Below are 15,989 nucleotides of genomic sequence, written 5' to 3'. Positions count from 1 at the left end.
TCCCTATGTATGAAAATCGCAACAAGATCCTATCAAACCCAGGCAACCACCGATACTGTGAAAAAATACAGTGGTTTTCTTGAAAATGCGAGAAAGCAAAGCTACAGTTTAGCCATGCTGGTCGCAGTGACCGCAATCGACAGCAAGCCTCGCAATCGCGGGGCTTTTTTGTGCCTGTTCTGCAGCGAAATTCCCCACCGCTGCAGCCTGGCTGTGGCGCCCCAAAAGGACCGCAGCATCCCATGAGTAACCAGTCTGTACTCCATGACATTGGCGTTGAAGCTGGTAAAGCCGCTCCGCCAATCGCCGTGACAAGTGCCCATTACCTGCTGGGCCTATCACTGAGTGACTGGGTGGCAATCATTACCCTGATTTATCTGGCCCTTCAGATAGGCCTGCTGATCCCCCGTTACCGGTATCAGTTCGCCCAGTGGCGTAAGAGTCGACGGGAGGCACGCGAATGCTCAAGAAACGAGTAGCTGCAATTGCGCTGACAGCCACTGTCTCAATGGCAACAGCCGTTGTAACGCTGTTTGAAGGCAATGAACCTGAAGCCTATGTCGATCCTGTGGGTGTGGTAACTATCTGCTATGGCCACACTGAATCGGCAAAACTGGGTCAGACCCACACTGACGCACAGTGCGACGAACTATTGAAAGCAGACCTTGGTAAAGCTTTGGCTGCTGTAGATCGCCATGCCCAGGTACAGCTGCCCATTGAGCGAAGAGCTGCATTGGCTTCATTTGTATTCAACGTAGGTGAGGGCGCATTCAAGCGCTCAACACTGCTTCGTAAGCTCAACGCCGGTGACCCTGCCGGGGCCTGCGCTGAGTTATCACGCTGGGTGTATGCCGGTGGCCGCAAGCTTGAGGGGCTTGTGAGGCGCCGGCAGGTAGAGCGTGAACTCTGTGAGGTAGGGCTGTGAGCCGCTGGCTGATGCTGGCAGCTCTGCTGATCAGTCTGGCCGGCGGTTTGATCTGGTCACTGATGTCCATCGGTGAATACCGAGCAGAACAGGACCAGTACGAACAAGCAATCATCCATCTTAACCAGACCCTCCTTGAACAGCAGGCCCGTCATGAACAGACCGACCGAATGCTCGCTGAGACTGCTCGACAACGTGCTGATGCTGTACGTAGGGCTGGTCAATTGGCTGATGAGCTCCGTGATCTCGGTGATCCTGGCGCCTGTCACAATGCTGGCATTGATGCTGATATTGCTGAGCGGGTGCGTATTTTTCGAACCCACCCCCCAGTACCTGAGGGAACCGGTGCCACAAACCTGGACTGACACGCTTGTCGCGCCTTCTCTGAACGGCACGTACGGGGACTACATCGCGCATTGTGAGTTGTTCGTAAAGCAGTGCAACGATGATCGAATCAGCGTCAGAGGCTGGTCCGACGAAGCTCAGGACGTAAACGACGGGGCCCCTGGGACCCCCAAATGACCGCGGGGCAGGCGCAACTACGTGGTTATCGAGAATTTTTCACACTCCAATGCATCACCACCACTGGAACCACAATGCCGAGTAAGCCGCCACGCCCCTGCAGAGCACCTGCCTGCGGCAACAAGACAACGGCCAGCCATGGTTACTGCGAAGAGCATGAGCACCTGCACAAGGCTTGGGCAACGCGGAAGGCTTGGGCAACGCGGAAGGGATCGGGCCGAGGCGGCCGACCGTGGCGACGTAAGCGCGATGCCGTTCTGCGACGTGACCAAGGGCTGTGCCAACCCTGTCTGAAGAACAACCGAGTCACGCCAGCTGCCCAGGTTGACCACATCATCCCGAAGGCTGAAGGCGGCACGGATGCAGACAGCAATCTCCAGGCGATCTGCAAGGCCTGCCATGACGTGAAGACGCAGGCCGAGGCCAAGCGAGCCCAGCAGGGGTAGGGGGGGGGTCAAATCTCTACACCTTTAAGCCCGGACACCGCTATGACCCAGTCAAATTTTTACAGCCGCGAAATTGAAAATTAAATCCGGCGCGAATGGTTCTCATCTATGACACGCGGACGCAAGCCCAAGCCGAGCAGCCTTAAGGTCATCCAGGGTAACGCCGGCAAGCGGAAACTGAACGATGCTGAACCTCAGGCTGAAGCACTTCAGCAAATTCCAGAAGCGCCGGTTTGGCTGACTGAACTCGGCACCGAAGCCTGGGATCATTTGGCCAGCTGGTTAGTGGGTTCCAAGATCCTGACCGCAACAGACCTGCACAACCTCGAAGCCTTCTGTTCTGCCTATAGCCGCTGGCGCGATGCTGAAGAGCACTACGCCAAAGAGGGGCCTGTTGTAGAGGGCGCAACTGGCGGGCCGGTTAAGAATCCGGCCGCAACTGTAATCAATGAGTCCCTTAAGCAAATGGCCATGTTTGGTTCCGCGCTTGGGTTGGATCCGGCAAGCCGGGTTCGACTGGCTGTGCCAGGGAGTGGAGAGGACGATAACCCATTCGCCGCATTGCTCGGCAAGAAGCGGGGCGGGAAGTGATGAGACTCAATGGCCAGTTACCCGAACGTCAATGCCGCGAACAAGTACGCGCGGGACATCGTTGCTGGCCGCATTGCTGCATGCAAGGAGGTGCGGCAGGCGTGTAAGCGCCACCTGGATGATCTGAAACTCTCGAAGAAGCGAGGGTTTGCATTCAAATTCGACAAGGACGAAGCCGAGAAGGCCTGTGTCTTTGTTCAGCTTCTACCCCACACGAAGGGCCAGTGGGCACGAGAGCGCAAGCTGATCGAGCTGGAGCCCTGGCAGAAATTCATATTCTGCAGTGTGTTTGGCTGGCTGAAGAAGAAAGACGGCCTGCGCCGCTTCACCGAGGCTTACTGTGAGATCCCGCGTAAGAACGGTAAATCAGTCATCGCGGCTGGCGTGGGCATCTACATGCTTTGCGCTGATGGAGAATATGGCGCTGAGGTCTACTGTGGCGCGACCACAGAGAAACAGGCCTGGGAGGTATTCCGCCCAGCCAAGCTGATGCTTGAGAAAACACCGGCGCTAACCAATGCAGCCGGTGTTGAGATCATGGCCAAGAACATCAGCATTCCAGCTGATGGCAGTCGATTTGAACCGCTGATTGGCAACCCGGGGGATGGTAGCTCGCCCAGCTGCGCGCTGGTTGATGAGTACCACGAACACGACAGCCCCGACCTCTACGAAACAATGCTCACCGGCATGGGCGCCCGTGAGCAGGGCCTGATGTTCCTGATCACCACGGCTGGCTTTAACCTGGCCGGCCCTTGTTACGACAAGCGACGCCAAGCCCAGCAGATGCTGGATGGTGTCATGCCGAACGATGAACTGTTCGCCATCATCTACACCATTGATGCTGATGATGACTGGCAAGACCCAAACACACTGATCAAGGCAAACCCGAACTTCGGTGTGTCAGTCAGTGAAGAGTTCCTGCTCAAGCAACAGCGCGATGCCATCCGGTATCCAAGCCGAACCAATGCATTCCTGACCAAGCACCTGAACGTCTGGGTATCAGCCCGCACCGCCTGGCTCAACATGGCCGATTGGCATGCCTGCGGTAATCCGGAGCTCACGCTGGATCAGATGGAAGGGAAAGAGTGTTGGCTGGGTGTCGATCTTGCAAGCAAAACCGATATCGCCTCACTTGGCCTGCTGTTCCGCGACAGGCTGGAATCTGGCCGTGACCGATGGACGGCATTCACCCGCAACTACCTGCCAGAAGGCGCAATCGAGCGGGCCGGCAACAATCGGGCGGCCTATGAGTCCTGGCAGAACGCCGGGCACCTGGTCGTCACCGACGGGGAAGAGATCGACTTCGATCAGATACGCGAAGAGATCAAAGACCTGGCCGCGATATTCCAGATCAACGAAATCGCCTACGACCCATGGCGCGCTACCCAGCTGGCTCACCAGCTCATGAAAGACGGCGCCGATATCGTGGAATATCGCAACACCGTCCAGAACATGAGCCCGCCCATGCGGGAGATGGAAGCAGCGATCACGGGCAAACGCTTCATTCACTCAGATGATCCGCTGTTCACCTGGATGGCCAGCAACGTCACCGCCAAGTCGGACGCCAAGGACAACATCTACCCGCGCAAAGAGCGCAACGAAAACAAGATCGACGGCATCATCGCCATCCTGATGGCGCTTGGCCGGGCCATGAATGCTGATGCGCCTGGTGATCCATCGCTCTCCGATCACATAGCAGAACACGGAATCAGGACGCTTTAATGGGCTTTTTCACCAAGATTTTCGGGCGTAAATCGTCATCAGACGTCATCGATACCCCCGAAAAGCTGGCTGCCTATCTGGGCGTCAGTGCCGATACCTTTACCGGCCGGAGTGTTACAACGCAGTCAGCCATGCAGCTGGTAACAGTCTTTGCTTGTGTGCGCGTGCTGTCTGAGTCGGTTGGCATGCTGCCATGCAAGCTGATGAGTGACGCTGGCGATATACGCAAGCCGGCGACTGATCACCCGTTGTACGAATTGCTGGCTATCGCGCCCAACGGCTACATGACGGCACAGGAATTCTGGGAGCTGCTGGTTGCTTGTCTCTGCCTGCGCGGGAATTTCTACGCATACAAAGTAGAGGTAATGGGCAAGGTTAAAGAGCTACTGCCCATCGACCCCGGTGCCGTAAAGCCAAAGCTCAACGACGATTGGACGGTGACCTACAAAGTTACGTTCCGCGACGGTCATACAGAAGAGTTGCCCCAGGAGAAGATATGGCACGTCCGCACGCTAACACTCGACGGGCTGAACGGCCTGAATCCCGTTGCCTACGCACGGCAGGCAATCGCCTTGGGTCTGGCTACCGAAGAGCACGGCGCACGCCTGTTCAAGAACGGAGCGGTAACCAGCGGCATTCTGCAGACTGAGCAGAAGCTGGAAGACAAAGCCTTTGAGCGCCTGCAGAAGCAATTCAAGGAGGATCAAGCGGGGCTGACCAACGCCCACAAGCCGATGATTCTGGAAATGGGCCTCGACTGGAAGCCCATCGCGCTCAACCAGGAAGACAGCCAGTTTCTCGAAACCCGCAAGTACCAGCGCGACGAAATCTGTGCCATCTACCGTGTGCCCCCGCACATGATCGCCAACCTGGATCGGGCAACCTTCAGCAACATCGAACACCAATCCATGGGGTTCGTCAGCTACTCGCTGGTCCCGTACCTCACTCGCATTGAGAACCGCATCCGAATTGGCCTGATCAAGCCTGGCGAACGCGCCACCCACTACGCCAAATTCAATGCTGGCGCTTTGCTGCGCGGTGACCAGAAGACACGATACGAATCCTACGGGCAGGGCATCAACTGGGGGATTCTCAGCCCCAATGAATGCCGCGATATGGAAGACCTAAATCCCCGAGTTGGGGGTGACATCTACCTTACGCCCACCAACATGACCACCAAGCCGGAGACTACCAATGCTGACAACAAAGCGTCTTGACGTCCCGTTGACCATCAAGGCGGTCAGCGACAACGGTGAATTTGAAGGCTATGGCTCTGTCTTCGGCAACAAAGACAGCCACGACGACATCGTTGTACCCGGCGCCTTCAAGGCAAGCCTGGATAGTTGGCGCGAGAAAGGGCGCCTGCCGGCGCTGCTGTGGCAGCACAACATGCAAGAGCCAATTGGCGTCTACACCGAGATGAAAGAAGATGAGCACGGCCTATATGTGAAAGGGCGATTGCTCATCGATGACGACCCGCTGGCCAAGCGTGCTCATGCCCACATGAAAGCCGGCAGCCTTGGCGGGCTGTCCATCGGCTACATGATCAAAGACTGGGAGTATGCCTCTGAAAAAGAAGCCTGGCTCCTGAAAGACATCGACCTCTGGGAAGTATCCCTGGTCACCTTCCCCTCAAACGAGGAAGCCCGAATCTCCAACGTCAAAAGTGCATTGGACCGAGGCGAGACGCCCCGCCCATCTGACGTTGAGCGAACCCTGCGAGAGGTAGGGTTCAGCAAAGCGCAGGCCCAGGCCTTCATGGCCAAGGGCTACAGCGGAATCGCACCGCGAGATGCGGAGCAAGAGAAAGCACTGACATCCCTTAAATCATTTATTGACCGCATCTAACGCGAGGACAACATCATGGCTGTTGAACTGAAAGACATCGAACAGGTTGCCGAAGAATTCGGTCAGAAGTTCGAAGAGTTCAAATCCAAAAACGACAAGCGCATTGATGCGCTGGAGTCGGAAAAGGGCAAGCTGTCTGAAACCGTCGAAACCCTCAACGGCAAGCTGACAGATCTCGACAAATACAAAAAGGAGCTTGAAGAAGAGCTGGCCGCACTGAGTCGCCCAGGTGCAACCGGCACCGATGCCAAGGCAAAGGCCGAGCACAAAGCGGCATTTGATCGCTTCATGCGTAAAGGGCATGACGACGGCCTGCGTGAGCTTGAGCAGAAAGCGCTGTCGACTGACTCCGATCCGGACGGCGGGTACATCGTCACCGAAGAAGTCGACACCAGTATTGAACGCGTTATGGGTGACATGGGGGTCATGCGTCAGCTGGCAACCGTTCGCCCGGTAGGATCTGCCACTTACAAAAAACTGACCAACCAGGGCGGCGCAACATCTGGGTGGGTAGGTGAGCGTGAAGAACGCAGCGAGACCGGTACACCGTCGCTCAGCGAGCTGGCATTCCCGACCATGGAACTCTATGCCGAGCCGAAAGCCACTCAGTCCATGCTGGAAGATGGCATGTTCGACATTGAAAGCTGGCTGGCCGATGAAGTCGGTACCGAGTTCTCCGAGAAGGAAGCAGGTGCATTCATCACTGGCAACGGAGTAAACAAACCGCGCGGCATCCTGGGCTATGAAGCCGTAGCCAACAGCAACTACGCCTGGGGCAAGTTGGGCTACATCGCTTCTGGCGGTGCAGGCGCTTTTGCTTCGTCTAACCCGTCAGACAAGCTGATCACCTTGGTGCACAGCCTGAAGCGCGGCTATCGACAGGGTGCATCTTTTTTGATGAATGACATGTCACTGATGCAGGTGCGCTTGCTCAAAGACGCAGATGGCAACTACCTCTGGCGTCCGGGCCTGGAAGCAGGTGCACCGAGCACATTGCTTGGCTACACATCTGAAACCGACGACTTCATGCCGGACATTGCAGCAAACAGCCTCTCCATCGCCTTCGGTGATTTCAAGCGTGGCTATGTCATCACTGACCGCCGCGGCGTCCAGGTGCTGCGTGATCCGTTCACTGCCAAGCCCTACGTGAAGTTCTACACCACCAAGCGTGTGGGCGGTGGTGTGCAGAACTTTGAAGCCATCAAGCTGATGAAATTCGCCACCAGCTAAGGCACGGCCTCACCTCAACCGATAACCGGGGGTCGAATGCCCCCGCACGGAGACTGATATGAAAGACCTCAAATCCAAGATCGGCGTGGTGCAGTGTATTGCGGCAGCTGCAATCACCGCGACTGCCGAAGGTACCGGCGTAGACCTGCAGGGCTTCAACTCTGCTTGCGTCGTCTTCAGCCCCGGCACCATCACTGACGGCACTCACACTCCGAGTGTTGAAGAGTCGGACGACAACTCCAACTGGACTGCTGTTGCGGCTGTAGACCTGCAGGGCACGTTGGCGGCGCTTGCCTCGAACACCATCCAGCGCGTTGGCTATAAAGGCAACAAACGCTATATCCGCGCAGTATCAACTGTTGCTGGCGCTTCAACCGGTGGCGTCTACGGCGCTGATGTCATCCTCGGCGATCCGTCACTGGCACCGGTCGCATAACGGAGCAGGGCGGGGGCCAATAACTCCCGCCTGACTTGATATGGAAGAACTCTACGAACACCTGCAGGACTGGAAGGGCTCACCTGACGGCGCGACAGTCGTTTGTTATGTGAAAGGGGAGCAATGCCCCCTGCCAGCAGACCTGGCCGAAGTAGCCCTTTCAGAGAAATGGGTGAAAAAAGTATCGGCAAAAGCCAGTAAAAAGCCCGCAACCAGCGGTCAATCTGATGGAAATGACGACTGATACAAACCCAGCGCCTCTCACCGAAGAGCAGGCGCTGACCATCATTGAGGCCGAGTCCATCGACCAAGCCGCGATCATCGCCTTGAGGCGTGCAACCTGCGGCTTCGTGGTGAATCCCGATGGAAGCGAAACGCGCCTCGAAAGTGCATGCGAGCACCTGGGTCGTGGTCGGTTCTTCAACCACAGGTGCACAGACTGCGGCTGCAAGTTGGCCTGGAAAACAACCGTCGGCTTCGATCCTGTAACCAGTGTTCCTGCGGTGTACGAGCGCGTCCGCTGCCCCTTCAAAAAGTGGTAAACCATGATCACCCTCACCGAAGCCAAAGCACACCTGCGCGTGCAGCACAGTGCTGAAGACACACTGATCACAGCTCTGATCGACTCAGCTTACCGCCACGCGGAATCCCGCACCGGCCGTGTCTTTGATTCTGCAGCGCGAACCTTGGTACTGGATGGCTTTGGCTCTACCGCTGGCGCTATCGAACTACCATGGACGCCGGTGGAAAGCATCGACAGCGTTGAATACGTCGACCCGGATGGCGTCACCCAAACACTGAACTCGCCACCGCTGCGGCTCGACACCAGGCGGCTGTACCCGCTGCTCATGCCGCAATGGGGCACCGAGTGGCCCGAAACCATCGCCGAGCCTGAAAGCGTCACCATCACCGCCACCGTAGGCATGACTGAAACACCCGGCGACGTGCGCCAAGCATTGCTTCTGTTAATCGGGCATTTCTATGAAAACCGCGAATCCGTGATCATCGGAGTAAGCACCACAGAGCTGCCCATGGGCGTCTCCATGCTGCTGGACCCCTGGAAAATTATGAGGGTTGGCTGATGCGCTCCGGACGCCTGAATGCCCAGGTCACCTTTGAACAGAAGGTCGGCACCAAAGATGAGTACGGCCACCCGACCGAAGACTGGGCACCCATACCCGGCATGGTTGATATCTGGGCCAACGTAAAGCCGATCACCGGCCGTGAACGCTGGGCCAACCAGCACATGACCAACACCGCAACACTGGCCGTCACCATTCGCTACCGCGACGACATCAAGCCGGAAATGCGTATCCGCTTCGGTGACATGCGTCTTGAGATCACCGGCCCACCCATCAACGTGGACAACCGAAACCGAGAGCTCGTGATTACCTGCGAGGAGGACAGTACCTGACGCAGGTTATTTAGGCGGAGAAAAATAGAATTTGTCGACGGAGCCCATGTAGCCAGCGGAGCCCAGAAGAGACATTTCACTCCCATCAATATCTTGCCTGAAAAAATAGGTGATGCTGGTTCCTCTCTGTTTAGCATCGAAACCGGCTGTTTTGAGTTTCTGAATGGCATCTTGGGTAAAAGCGCTTCCCATTATTTCAACTGCCTCCAGGGTTGGCTTAGGTTTGCTCGGCCAGTAAACCCACACATCTATGTCACGCTCGGTGAATTCGCCAAACTCGAATCGCCATCCATCCCTGCGGAAGCTGTCGCCAGGGTCAATTGCATCACGCATGGCTTCGGTAGGATTGAATACAGGTGCAGCAGTGGTGGTAGATGAGGTGCTTTTGAGTGACGTGGGCTCGTTGAGGGTAAACCAAACCTTAACGATTAAAACAGCGCAGAAAATCACAAACAGCAGGTTACAAATCCGTTTAATCGTACTCATGATTTCTCCAGTTATGAGCAGTGTTTTGTAAACCATGCAGATTAGCAGATGAGACAAAGCCTGTGAGTATTCAAAACTTTGAAGTCCAAGGCATGGCCGAACTTGAAGAGGCATTGCTGGACCTTGGCGCAGAAACCGGTTTCAAAACCCTGCGTTCGGCTGGCCGTAAGGCCATGGAGCCAGTTCTGATCGCGGCGACCATTGGGGCAAATCGAGATAGTGGCGACTTGAAAGACTCAATGGCTATCAGCTCCCGCAAAGGAAAGGGCGGCAATCGAGCGGTTGATATTGATGTTGGCCCAACCAAGAAAAAAGCTGCTAAATCCGAAGGCGGGCGTGAGCTTTCAGGCGTCGCTCACAAGGCAATTGCTCAGGAATATGGCACAAGTGACCAGGAAGCCGAGCCTTTCCTGCGCCCGGCACTGGACCAGAACGTAGACCGAGTGCTCGACCTATTCGGCAGTGAACTCGGAAAGGCCATTGCCCGTGCCGTGAAGAAAGCAAACCGGGGTAAATAATGATCGGTATGAGCGAGCAGGATCTTTACCTGCGCCTGAGCACCGCCCCGGCCATCACTGCCCTGGTGGGTGACCGTGTTGATAACGGCGACCTGCCGGAAGGCAAGGAGCTGCCGGCGGTTACTTTCATGTACGTCAGCGACCGCCCCTTGAACACGCTGCTGGGTTACACCGGCCACAGCCATAACCGCTACTCCATCAGCGTGTGGGCCAATAGCTACCGCCAGGCAAAAGAACTGCAGGCCGCTGTCATCGGCGTCATGTCTGATCAGATCTTGCTGGGGCAGTTGCCCCTTCACGAACGCGATAAAAAGCTCTTTCGCTTCGCGATCGACTTCTCCATCTACGAATAACACCACACCCAAGAGGAAAGCATCATGGGCGTACCTACAGTACCCACGCACGGCACCCGTGTGTTCATCCGCAATGCAGCCGGTGATACCGATATCGAGATTTTGGGGCATACCGGCATCAGCGGCCTGAACGGCGAGCGCAACGAGCGCGATCAAACAACGCTGGTAGATAATGACGAGGTGGTTGCGGTAGGCGAAGTGCGCCGCTACGGCACTGTCACACTGAACCTGCTGCACTCTGAGGACGACCCAGGCCAGATTGCGCTTGAGGCTGCTTACCTTGCCGTGCCGCAGGAAAAGTCCACTATCGTATGGCTGTTTCCGACAGGGCGCGCACGTAAATTTGATTGCTGGGTGAAAAACTGGCCGTTCGAAAACGGTGAGCTCGAGCAGGACTACAAAGGCACAATCAACCTGCGCGTCACCGGTGGCGTAGCCGTAGAAGACAACTACACCATTCTTACCGGGCCTTAACGCACTGGCCCCTGCGGCCGGTTAGCTATCCCATTCTGCAGCATTCATATTCCTGAGGTAACCCATGGCAGACCTGACCCGTGACCAAGTATTGACGGCTGATGACCGTAAAACCAAAACCGTGAAGGTAGATGAATGGGGAAAGGGTGCAACCCTGACCGTCATTACCTGGAATGCTAAACAGCGCGACCAGTTCGATACCTACGTGTATGAAACGAAAGATGATGACAAGAACCTTCGCTCCTTGTTTGTTGCAATCAGCGTTATCGACCCCGAAACCCGCAAACAGAAATTTACGCTGCAGGATATAGAAGCCTTGAATGACAAGGCTGAGGCTCCTCTGACTCGCTTGTGGGAAGCAGCTATGGAACTGAACCCTGTACTGACCTCGCAGTTTGAGGAGATTGCAAAAAACTCCTAATCCGGCCGTACAGGATGTTCCTGTTCCAGCTGGCGGACCGGCATGGAAAAAGCGTCAGGCAGGTGGAGCTGGAATACCCGCCTGACGAGATATTGGAATGGATTGAGTTCACAAGACTCCAGAGCGACCAAGAGTACAAAGACACGCTCATGCAACGCATGCGCACCCCCGAAGAGCAAGCAGCTTGGCTGGAGCAGCAGCTCGCAGAACCTACCGTAAGACGGCGATAATCCCATGGCGAAGAAATCGGTTATAGCCAACCTTGTTGTCACTTTGGGTGCCAATTCCGCGCGCCTGAAGACAGAAATGGACAAGGCCAAGGATGATGCTCGCAAATGGGCTAAATCCATGAAATCCATCGCCTCAACGGCGGGTAAAGGCTTTGGTATTGCCCTCGCTGGCGCATCTATTGCGGGTGCTGGGTTTATTGCGATGATCGAACGTCAGGCCGATCAGCTCGACCAGTTGGCAAAAAAGGCGGACAAACTTGGGCTTGGTACAGCGGCATTACAGAAACTGGAGTACCAAGCAGAGTTGACAGGCGTTGCGCAAAACAAACTAGGAACTGCATTGCAGCGCATGACGCGGCGCGTAGCCGAGGCGGCTGATGGAACAGGTGCGGCAAAAGATGCGCTGGCGGAGTTAGGGCTAGATGCAGACGAGTTGGCGAAGAAGACACCAGACCAGCAATTTTATGCAATTGCGGACGCCATGAAGGGAATTTCCAGCCAAGGCGACCGTGTAAAATTAGCTATGCGCATTTTCGATACTGAAGGTGTAGGGCTGGTAAACACGTTTGCGGCTGACCTGAACAGTCTTGGGAAGGAGTTCGACAATCTAGGGGTGGCAATTACGCGGCCACAGGCTGCTGCGGTTGAGGCATATAACGATGCAAAAACACGGTTAGGTACCATTTTCACGGGGCTTCAACAGCACGTGACTGCGGGTGTTGTCCCGGCGATGGAAGTGTTAATAAGTAAAACCGTGGAATTTATAGATGAAATGGGGGGGATTGACCAAGTAGCAGAGTCCGTCACAGTTGGTGCATTAACCATGATTCAAAGCATGGTAGAAGGCTTCAAAACCCTCATCGAAATCATCACCGATGTAAAGGAGCTTTATTACACCGTGGTAAGCGGTGGTCAGAAATTCGGCGGTATCGTTTCCAAAGGCGTGGCTAGCTTAGCTGGAACAGTTGGGCTGGATACCCTGGAGCGAGAGGCAAATTTACTCGGAGACTCGTTCTACAAAGTATCTGAGGATACCAAGCAAGCTTCTGAGCAAATGCTGAAGGATGCAGAAATGCATTCGGAAAGAATGGGCTCTCTTATTGATAATGTTAACCAAGCCAAAGCAAAAGTAATTGAAGGGTTTGAGGAGCGCGGTTCTGATAAAGATGGAAGCGCTGGCGCCGAGTCTGAGCAAATCACCCAGTGGCGCAAGGAAATAGCCGCCCTGCAGCAGCAGATGATGGAATCGCCCGGCAAAAACGTGGCCCCCATTCTTGCAGAAATAAGCACTCTGAAAGAAAAAATCGCCAATAGCGAAAACCCTGTTGTAGGCGCCAACGACAAAAACACCACCGCCACTCAAGAAAACACCCGCGCACTCACAGCCGCTGCGGCAGCGTTGAGCGGTCAGAAGGGTGGCAACACTGCGTGGCAAAAGATCTTTGGCTCGCCGGATGAAGGCAAAAAGCAGGGCGACAAGCTTGATAAAAACTTCATCCGGGCCGCACAGAGCTACCGTAACGCCATGGCTAAAGGGTCAACGGGCGCGGCTGAAAAAGCGGCCAACCGAATGCAGGAAGTGCTTGAGTCATTCCAGCGCAACCCCTTTGGTCATTCCAGCTTGAACGGGCGGGGCATCAGTACAGGGCGTGCTGATGAGTATGACGTGACCGGCATGCAGGCCGTCATGAAAAAGCTATTGGATGGCGAAGGCAAAAGCAAAGACCTCGGCACGCTAACCCTCAATATGCAGTCAGACAAAGGCACGAACTCGGCCACCGTTAATGGCGACTCAGCCGAGCTTCAGAACGTGCTCAGCTTTTTCCAACGCGCCGCCGCCGCAACCCCCGGAGCCTAACGCATGGCCACCAACAGTAATTTCAAACTCCATACCGACGCTGCGCTCACCACCGAAATGACCAGCATCAAAGACCTGGCCCACAACGCCAACCTGAACGACAACCCCAAAGACTTCATCGTCTACCTGGGCAACAAGATCGACGATCCGCTGGATGCCGGGTCCATCACCCTGCTGAACGAAACCAATCCGGATGTAGACCCAATCCTCTTCTACGCCGAGGACGTTGCACCCGGGGCCGGGCACTCCGTTAATGAAATCACCCTGGCCCTCAGTGCAGCCGCGCTGGGGACCAACAACGCAGGCGATCCGTTGCCGCTGGGTACTCGGGTGCGCAGCGGTGTGAGTAACGCCGTGGCCATCCATGTGCGCTCCATCAATACCGTGACAGAGCTCAGCATCTCCGACGAAATCGAATTCTGGCTGTCATCCACCATCGAGACAGAAACCGCAGCGTTGCCATAACCCATGCCACTGAATACATACACCATCAACAGCCACACCCTGGGCGGTGCGCCGGCGTCGTTCGGTACACGCTACCCCGCGCGCAAGCTGCTCACCCTGCGGCAATCGGTGTATGTTGAGCGGCCTGCACGCAAACTGCTTACACTGCGCCAGTGGGTCGCGTTCCGCGTAACGCCGGCACGCAAGCTGCTCACGCTGCGTCAGCAAGTGGTGCAAACGGTTAACCACCCGGCTCGCAAACTGCTCACCCTGCGGCAAGTGGTTCAGCGCCGTGTGCCGGCCCGCCGGTTGCTTACGTTGCGTCAGCAGGTGTTCGACCCCACCGCACCGGTTACAACCAAAGTGCCGGCAGCCCGTGTTGTCATCGGCAAAAAGGATGTCACCAGCCAGACCAAGCTGATGAGTCAAATCGTCATCAACCACGGTGAAGACCAGCCCAGCACCGCCGCTTTCCACCTGCGGTTTGAAGTGAATGCACCCATTAGCATTCCGGCGTTTCACGGTAAAACCGTTGAGATTTATACCTACACAGACCCGACCGACGCGAACAGCGAACTCGAACGGCTGTTCACCGGTGAAGTGAACGATGCCCGTTACGATCGCAACACCCGCGCCGTGGTATTCGACTGCTCAAACCTGCGGGGCGAACAGCTGGGCGAAGAAGACCAGCAAGAGCTGCTGCAGCTGACCCAGGCCGTCTACTCCGAGATGACCCAGAAAGAGGGCGCCGAGGGCAACGAATTCGTCAACGAAATGATGAAAACCGTCGCCGGCAGCCTGGGTTACACCCGTGAAGGGGATCTGTACTACTACTCCTGGGGCACAGACGGCAAGCCCGTCGACTGGACATTCACCGACGCGGATGTGCACCGCAACGATATCACTGTCGATTTCCAAACCCGCGATCAGATCAAAAACACCGTCAGTATCAGCCTGGAATACCGCTACTACGCGCTGCGCACCGTCACAACAACGGTAAAGGGCGTTAAGGGACTGCAGGATTTCTTCAGTGACGGCAAAGGCTCGTTCCTGCGCGAAAGCCTGGTAGACCGCATTCAAAACGGCTTTTCGCCCTGGTTTGCCATCGACTATGAGCTCTATAACACCCCGCCAGTCGGCAAGTACGGCAGTATCGGGGTGGTGCGCCAACGGCTCGACCGCGGCATGGGCTACACCGCCAACCTGGAGCGCTACATTGCACAGCCCGTAACCGAGCACTACGAAATCACGGTGACCGCGCCCCAGTCCGTGCGCGCATACCGCAAAGAAGTAAAAGGCACCGCGCTGTCGTTTGCTATTGAAAGCGACTTCGACACAGCGACGTTTGAAGACCGCGAAGCGGTGTACGCAGAACAAACCATGCAGCGCCCGGCCCGTTGGACCCAATGGCCCACCGGCGGCACTATCGAGCGTTGGGCAGATGCCGTCGCAACCGCTACATACCTGGCCCCAACAACCGACGGCGGCCAAATCCCCGTTGCCGACGACAAGCGTCCGTTGTTCAACGCCGGCTTTGGCGTCTCAGTCAAAATCGGGGCGAAGGAGATCATTCAGAGCCACCGGCAGAACTACATCGATATTGTGTGCCGTAAACGGATAATCCCGGCACAAATCGGACAGGTGGCACACATCAACACCCGCGTGCCCAATGCCATTGGCCAGATCACGGGGCTCACCTACATCATCGGTGACGGCATCCGTGACACCCGTGTGCGCACCTCAATCAGCTACATGGATGATAACGGCGCGGTACCGGCACCCAACTGGGATCTGCCCCCTGTGCCAGCGCTGGAACTGCCGCAAGACAGAACCGCCATCACCTCGCCCATGATTGAAGGCAGCCTGTACACGAAAGGCTGGGGGCCAGGGCTTTCAGCTCAAGCGACCCCGCTAATACGTTCCATCAACTACAACACCGAAGACAGCAGCCTGGATGTAAGCGCCGGTGAGGTGCCCGAGCAGCTGATAGACGAAGCTGAAACCAAGGCCGCGCACACATTCGAAGTGCCGCTGGAAAACGCCGACATCACCCTGATTAACGGTTGGTAAC

Annotated in this window: 23 protein-coding genes; 22 read left to right on the top strand and 1 reads right to left on the bottom strand. The window is 56.1% G+C overall.

Going from position 1 to position 15,989, the window contains the following annotated elements; genetic code table 11:
• The first annotated feature begins 9 nt into the window (after positions 1-9).
• From BW956_RS06805 to BW956_RS06735, 15 genes are all read left to right on the top strand, one after another.
• The gene (locus tag BW956_RS06805; RefSeq protein WP_076461850.1) at positions 10-246 is read left to right on the top strand and encodes a hypothetical protein; all 237 of its coding nucleotides are present in this window, start codon (positions 10-12) and stop codon (positions 244-246) included.
• On the top strand, positions 243-479 hold the full coding sequence (locus BW956_RS06800) for a phage holin family protein (protein ID WP_076461848.1): 237 nt from the start codon (positions 243-245) through the stop codon (positions 477-479). The genes BW956_RS06805 and BW956_RS06800 overlap by 4 nt, the downstream gene beginning before the upstream one ends.
• Complete coding sequence (locus tag BW956_RS06795) at positions 461-925, top strand: lysozyme (protein ID WP_076461846.1); 465 nt, start codon at positions 461-463, stop codon at positions 923-925. The genes BW956_RS06800 and BW956_RS06795 overlap by 19 nt, the downstream gene beginning before the upstream one ends.
• A complete protein-coding gene (locus tag BW956_RS06790) occupies positions 922-1,290 on the top strand; it encodes a hypothetical protein (protein ID WP_076461844.1) in 369 nt (122 codons plus the stop codon). Before BW956_RS06795 ends, BW956_RS06790 begins: the two co-directional genes overlap by 4 nt.
• Positions 1,291-1,443: 153 nt before the next feature.
• Positions 1,444-1,893, top strand: a complete 450-nt coding sequence (locus tag BW956_RS22875) for an HNH endonuclease (RefSeq protein ID WP_217695096.1) — start codon at positions 1,444-1,446, stop codon at positions 1,891-1,893.
• A gap of 108 nt (positions 1,894-2,001) precedes the next feature.
• Positions 2,002-2,484, top strand: a complete 483-nt coding sequence (locus BW956_RS06780; RefSeq protein ID WP_076461841.1) for a phage terminase small subunit P27 family — start codon at positions 2,002-2,004, stop codon at positions 2,482-2,484.
• 9 nt (positions 2,485-2,493) lie between these two features.
• The gene (locus tag BW956_RS06775; RefSeq protein ID WP_076461840.1) at positions 2,494-4,206 is read left to right on the top strand and encodes a terminase large subunit; all 1,713 of its coding nucleotides are present in this window, start codon (positions 2,494-2,496) and stop codon (positions 4,204-4,206) included.
• Positions 4,206-5,423 carry a phage portal protein gene (locus BW956_RS06770; protein ID WP_076461839.1) on the top strand — a complete coding sequence of 406 codons (1,218 nt, stop codon included), beginning with the start codon at positions 4,206-4,208 and terminating at the stop codon, positions 5,421-5,423. Before BW956_RS06775 ends, BW956_RS06770 begins: the two co-directional genes overlap by 1 nt.
• Positions 5,401-6,054 carry an HK97 family phage prohead protease gene (locus BW956_RS06765; RefSeq protein ID WP_076461838.1) on the top strand — a complete coding sequence of 218 codons (654 nt, stop codon included), beginning with the start codon at positions 5,401-5,403 and terminating at the stop codon, positions 6,052-6,054. The genes BW956_RS06770 and BW956_RS06765 overlap by 23 nt, the downstream gene beginning before the upstream one ends.
• A gap of 15 nt (positions 6,055-6,069) precedes the next feature.
• On the top strand, positions 6,070-7,284 hold the full coding sequence (locus BW956_RS06760) for a phage major capsid protein (protein ID WP_076461837.1): 1,215 nt from the start codon (positions 6,070-6,072) through the stop codon (positions 7,282-7,284).
• 58 nt (positions 7,285-7,342) lie between these two features.
• A complete protein-coding gene (locus BW956_RS06755; RefSeq protein WP_076461836.1) occupies positions 7,343-7,720 on the top strand; it encodes a hypothetical protein in 378 nt (125 codons plus the stop codon).
• Positions 7,721-7,760: 40 nt separating this feature from the next.
• Complete coding sequence (locus BW956_RS06750) at positions 7,761-7,964, top strand: hypothetical protein (RefSeq protein ID WP_076461834.1); 204 nt, start codon at positions 7,761-7,763, stop codon at positions 7,962-7,964.
• On the top strand, positions 7,948-8,262 hold the full coding sequence (locus BW956_RS06745; RefSeq protein ID WP_139327141.1) for a hypothetical protein: 315 nt from the start codon (positions 7,948-7,950) through the stop codon (positions 8,260-8,262). Before BW956_RS06750 ends, BW956_RS06745 begins: the two co-directional genes overlap by 17 nt.
• Positions 8,263-8,265: 3 nt before the next feature.
• Entirely contained in the window at positions 8,266-8,802 is a 537-nt protein-coding gene (locus tag BW956_RS06740) for a head-tail connector protein (RefSeq protein ID WP_076461831.1), read from the top strand.
• Positions 8,802-9,134: a phage head closure protein gene (locus tag BW956_RS06735; RefSeq protein ID WP_076461829.1), complete on the top strand. Its 333-nt coding sequence runs from the start codon at positions 8,802-8,804 to the stop codon at positions 9,132-9,134. Before BW956_RS06740 ends, BW956_RS06735 begins: the two co-directional genes overlap by 1 nt.
• Before the next feature lie 6 nt (positions 9,135-9,140).
• Here BW956_RS06735 and BW956_RS06730 read toward each other — a convergent pair whose 3' ends face one another.
• Positions 9,141-9,620, bottom strand: a complete 480-nt coding sequence (locus tag BW956_RS06730) for a hypothetical protein (RefSeq protein WP_076461828.1) — start codon at positions 9,618-9,620, stop codon at positions 9,141-9,143.
• 62 nt (positions 9,621-9,682) lie between these two features.
• Between BW956_RS06730 and BW956_RS06725 the strand changes: the two genes are divergently transcribed.
• The 7 genes from BW956_RS06725 (at position 9,683) to BW956_RS06690 (ending at position 15,988) form a co-directional block, all read left to right on the top strand.
• On the top strand, positions 9,683-10,138 hold the full coding sequence (locus BW956_RS06725) for an HK97-gp10 family putative phage morphogenesis protein (RefSeq protein WP_083702962.1): 456 nt from the start codon (positions 9,683-9,685) through the stop codon (positions 10,136-10,138).
• Positions 10,138-10,491 carry a DUF3168 domain-containing protein gene (locus BW956_RS06720; protein ID WP_076461826.1) on the top strand — a complete coding sequence of 118 codons (354 nt, stop codon included), beginning with the start codon at positions 10,138-10,140 and terminating at the stop codon, positions 10,489-10,491. Before BW956_RS06725 ends, BW956_RS06720 begins: the two co-directional genes overlap by 1 nt.
• 24 nt (positions 10,492-10,515) lie before the next feature.
• The gene (locus tag BW956_RS06715; RefSeq protein ID WP_076461825.1) at positions 10,516-10,965 is read left to right on the top strand and encodes a hypothetical protein; all 450 of its coding nucleotides are present in this window, start codon (positions 10,516-10,518) and stop codon (positions 10,963-10,965) included.
• Positions 10,966-11,029: 64 nt separating this feature from the next.
• On the top strand, positions 11,030-11,386 hold the full coding sequence (locus tag BW956_RS06710; protein WP_076461823.1) for a hypothetical protein: 357 nt from the start codon (positions 11,030-11,032) through the stop codon (positions 11,384-11,386).
• A gap of 234 nt (positions 11,387-11,620) precedes the next feature.
• Positions 11,621-13,474 carry a hypothetical protein gene (locus BW956_RS06700; protein ID WP_076461819.1) on the top strand — a complete coding sequence of 618 codons (1,854 nt, stop codon included), beginning with the start codon at positions 11,621-11,623 and terminating at the stop codon, positions 13,472-13,474.
• A gap of 3 nt (positions 13,475-13,477) precedes the next feature.
• Entirely contained in the window at positions 13,478-13,939 is a 462-nt protein-coding gene (locus BW956_RS06695; protein WP_076461817.1) for a hypothetical protein, read from the top strand.
• Positions 13,940-13,942: 3 nt separating this feature from the next.
• The gene (locus BW956_RS06690; RefSeq protein ID WP_076461815.1) at positions 13,943-15,988 is read left to right on the top strand and encodes a hypothetical protein; all 2,046 of its coding nucleotides are present in this window, start codon (positions 13,943-13,945) and stop codon (positions 15,986-15,988) included.
• Position 15,989 lies beyond the last annotated feature (1 nt).

Source organism: Marinobacterium stanieri (genome assembly GCF_900155945.1).
Lineage (GTDB): Bacteria > Pseudomonadota > Gammaproteobacteria > Pseudomonadales > Balneatricaceae > Marinobacterium > Marinobacterium stanieri.
This window is presented reverse-complemented; position numbering and strand designations above follow the sequence as displayed.

Coding starts and splice junctions, on each gene's coding strand:
- BW956_RS06805 (WP_076461850.1), top strand. CDS start 10: ATGAAAATCGCAACAAGATCCTATCAAACCCAGGCAACCACCGATACT.
- BW956_RS06800 (WP_076461848.1), top strand. CDS start 243: ATGAGTAACCAGTCTGTACTCCATGACATTGGCGTTGAAGCTGGTAAA.
- BW956_RS06795 (WP_076461846.1), top strand. CDS start 461: ATGCTCAAGAAACGAGTAGCTGCAATTGCGCTGACAGCCACTGTCTCA.
- BW956_RS22875 (WP_217695096.1), top strand. CDS start 1,444: ATGACCGCGGGGCAGGCGCAACTACGTGGTTATCGAGAATTTTTCACA.
- BW956_RS06780 (WP_076461841.1), top strand. CDS start 2,002: ATGACACGCGGACGCAAGCCCAAGCCGAGCAGCCTTAAGGTCATCCAG.
- BW956_RS06775 (WP_076461840.1), top strand. CDS start 2,494: ATGGCCAGTTACCCGAACGTCAATGCCGCGAACAAGTACGCGCGGGAC.
- BW956_RS06770 (WP_076461839.1), top strand. CDS start 4,206: ATGGGCTTTTTCACCAAGATTTTCGGGCGTAAATCGTCATCAGACGTC.
- BW956_RS06765 (WP_076461838.1), top strand. CDS start 5,401: ATGCTGACAACAAAGCGTCTTGACGTCCCGTTGACCATCAAGGCGGTC.
- BW956_RS06760 (WP_076461837.1), top strand. CDS start 6,070: ATGGCTGTTGAACTGAAAGACATCGAACAGGTTGCCGAAGAATTCGGT.
- BW956_RS06755 (WP_076461836.1), top strand. CDS start 7,343: ATGAAAGACCTCAAATCCAAGATCGGCGTGGTGCAGTGTATTGCGGCA.
- BW956_RS06750 (WP_076461834.1), top strand. CDS start 7,761: ATGGAAGAACTCTACGAACACCTGCAGGACTGGAAGGGCTCACCTGAC.
- BW956_RS06745 (WP_139327141.1), top strand. CDS start 7,948: ATGGAAATGACGACTGATACAAACCCAGCGCCTCTCACCGAAGAGCAG.
- BW956_RS06740 (WP_076461831.1), top strand. CDS start 8,266: ATGATCACCCTCACCGAAGCCAAAGCACACCTGCGCGTGCAGCACAGT.
- BW956_RS06735 (WP_076461829.1), top strand. CDS start 8,802: ATGCGCTCCGGACGCCTGAATGCCCAGGTCACCTTTGAACAGAAGGTC.
- BW956_RS06730 (WP_076461828.1), bottom strand. CDS start 9,620: ATGAGTACGATTAAACGGATTTGTAACCTGCTGTTTGTGATTTTCTGC.
- BW956_RS06720 (WP_076461826.1), top strand. CDS start 10,138: ATGATCGGTATGAGCGAGCAGGATCTTTACCTGCGCCTGAGCACCGCC.
- BW956_RS06715 (WP_076461825.1), top strand. CDS start 10,516: ATGGGCGTACCTACAGTACCCACGCACGGCACCCGTGTGTTCATCCGC.
- BW956_RS06710 (WP_076461823.1), top strand. CDS start 11,030: ATGGCAGACCTGACCCGTGACCAAGTATTGACGGCTGATGACCGTAAA.
- BW956_RS06700 (WP_076461819.1), top strand. CDS start 11,621: ATGGCGAAGAAATCGGTTATAGCCAACCTTGTTGTCACTTTGGGTGCC.
- BW956_RS06695 (WP_076461817.1), top strand. CDS start 13,478: ATGGCCACCAACAGTAATTTCAAACTCCATACCGACGCTGCGCTCACC.
- BW956_RS06690 (WP_076461815.1), top strand. CDS start 13,943: ATGCCACTGAATACATACACCATCAACAGCCACACCCTGGGCGGTGCG.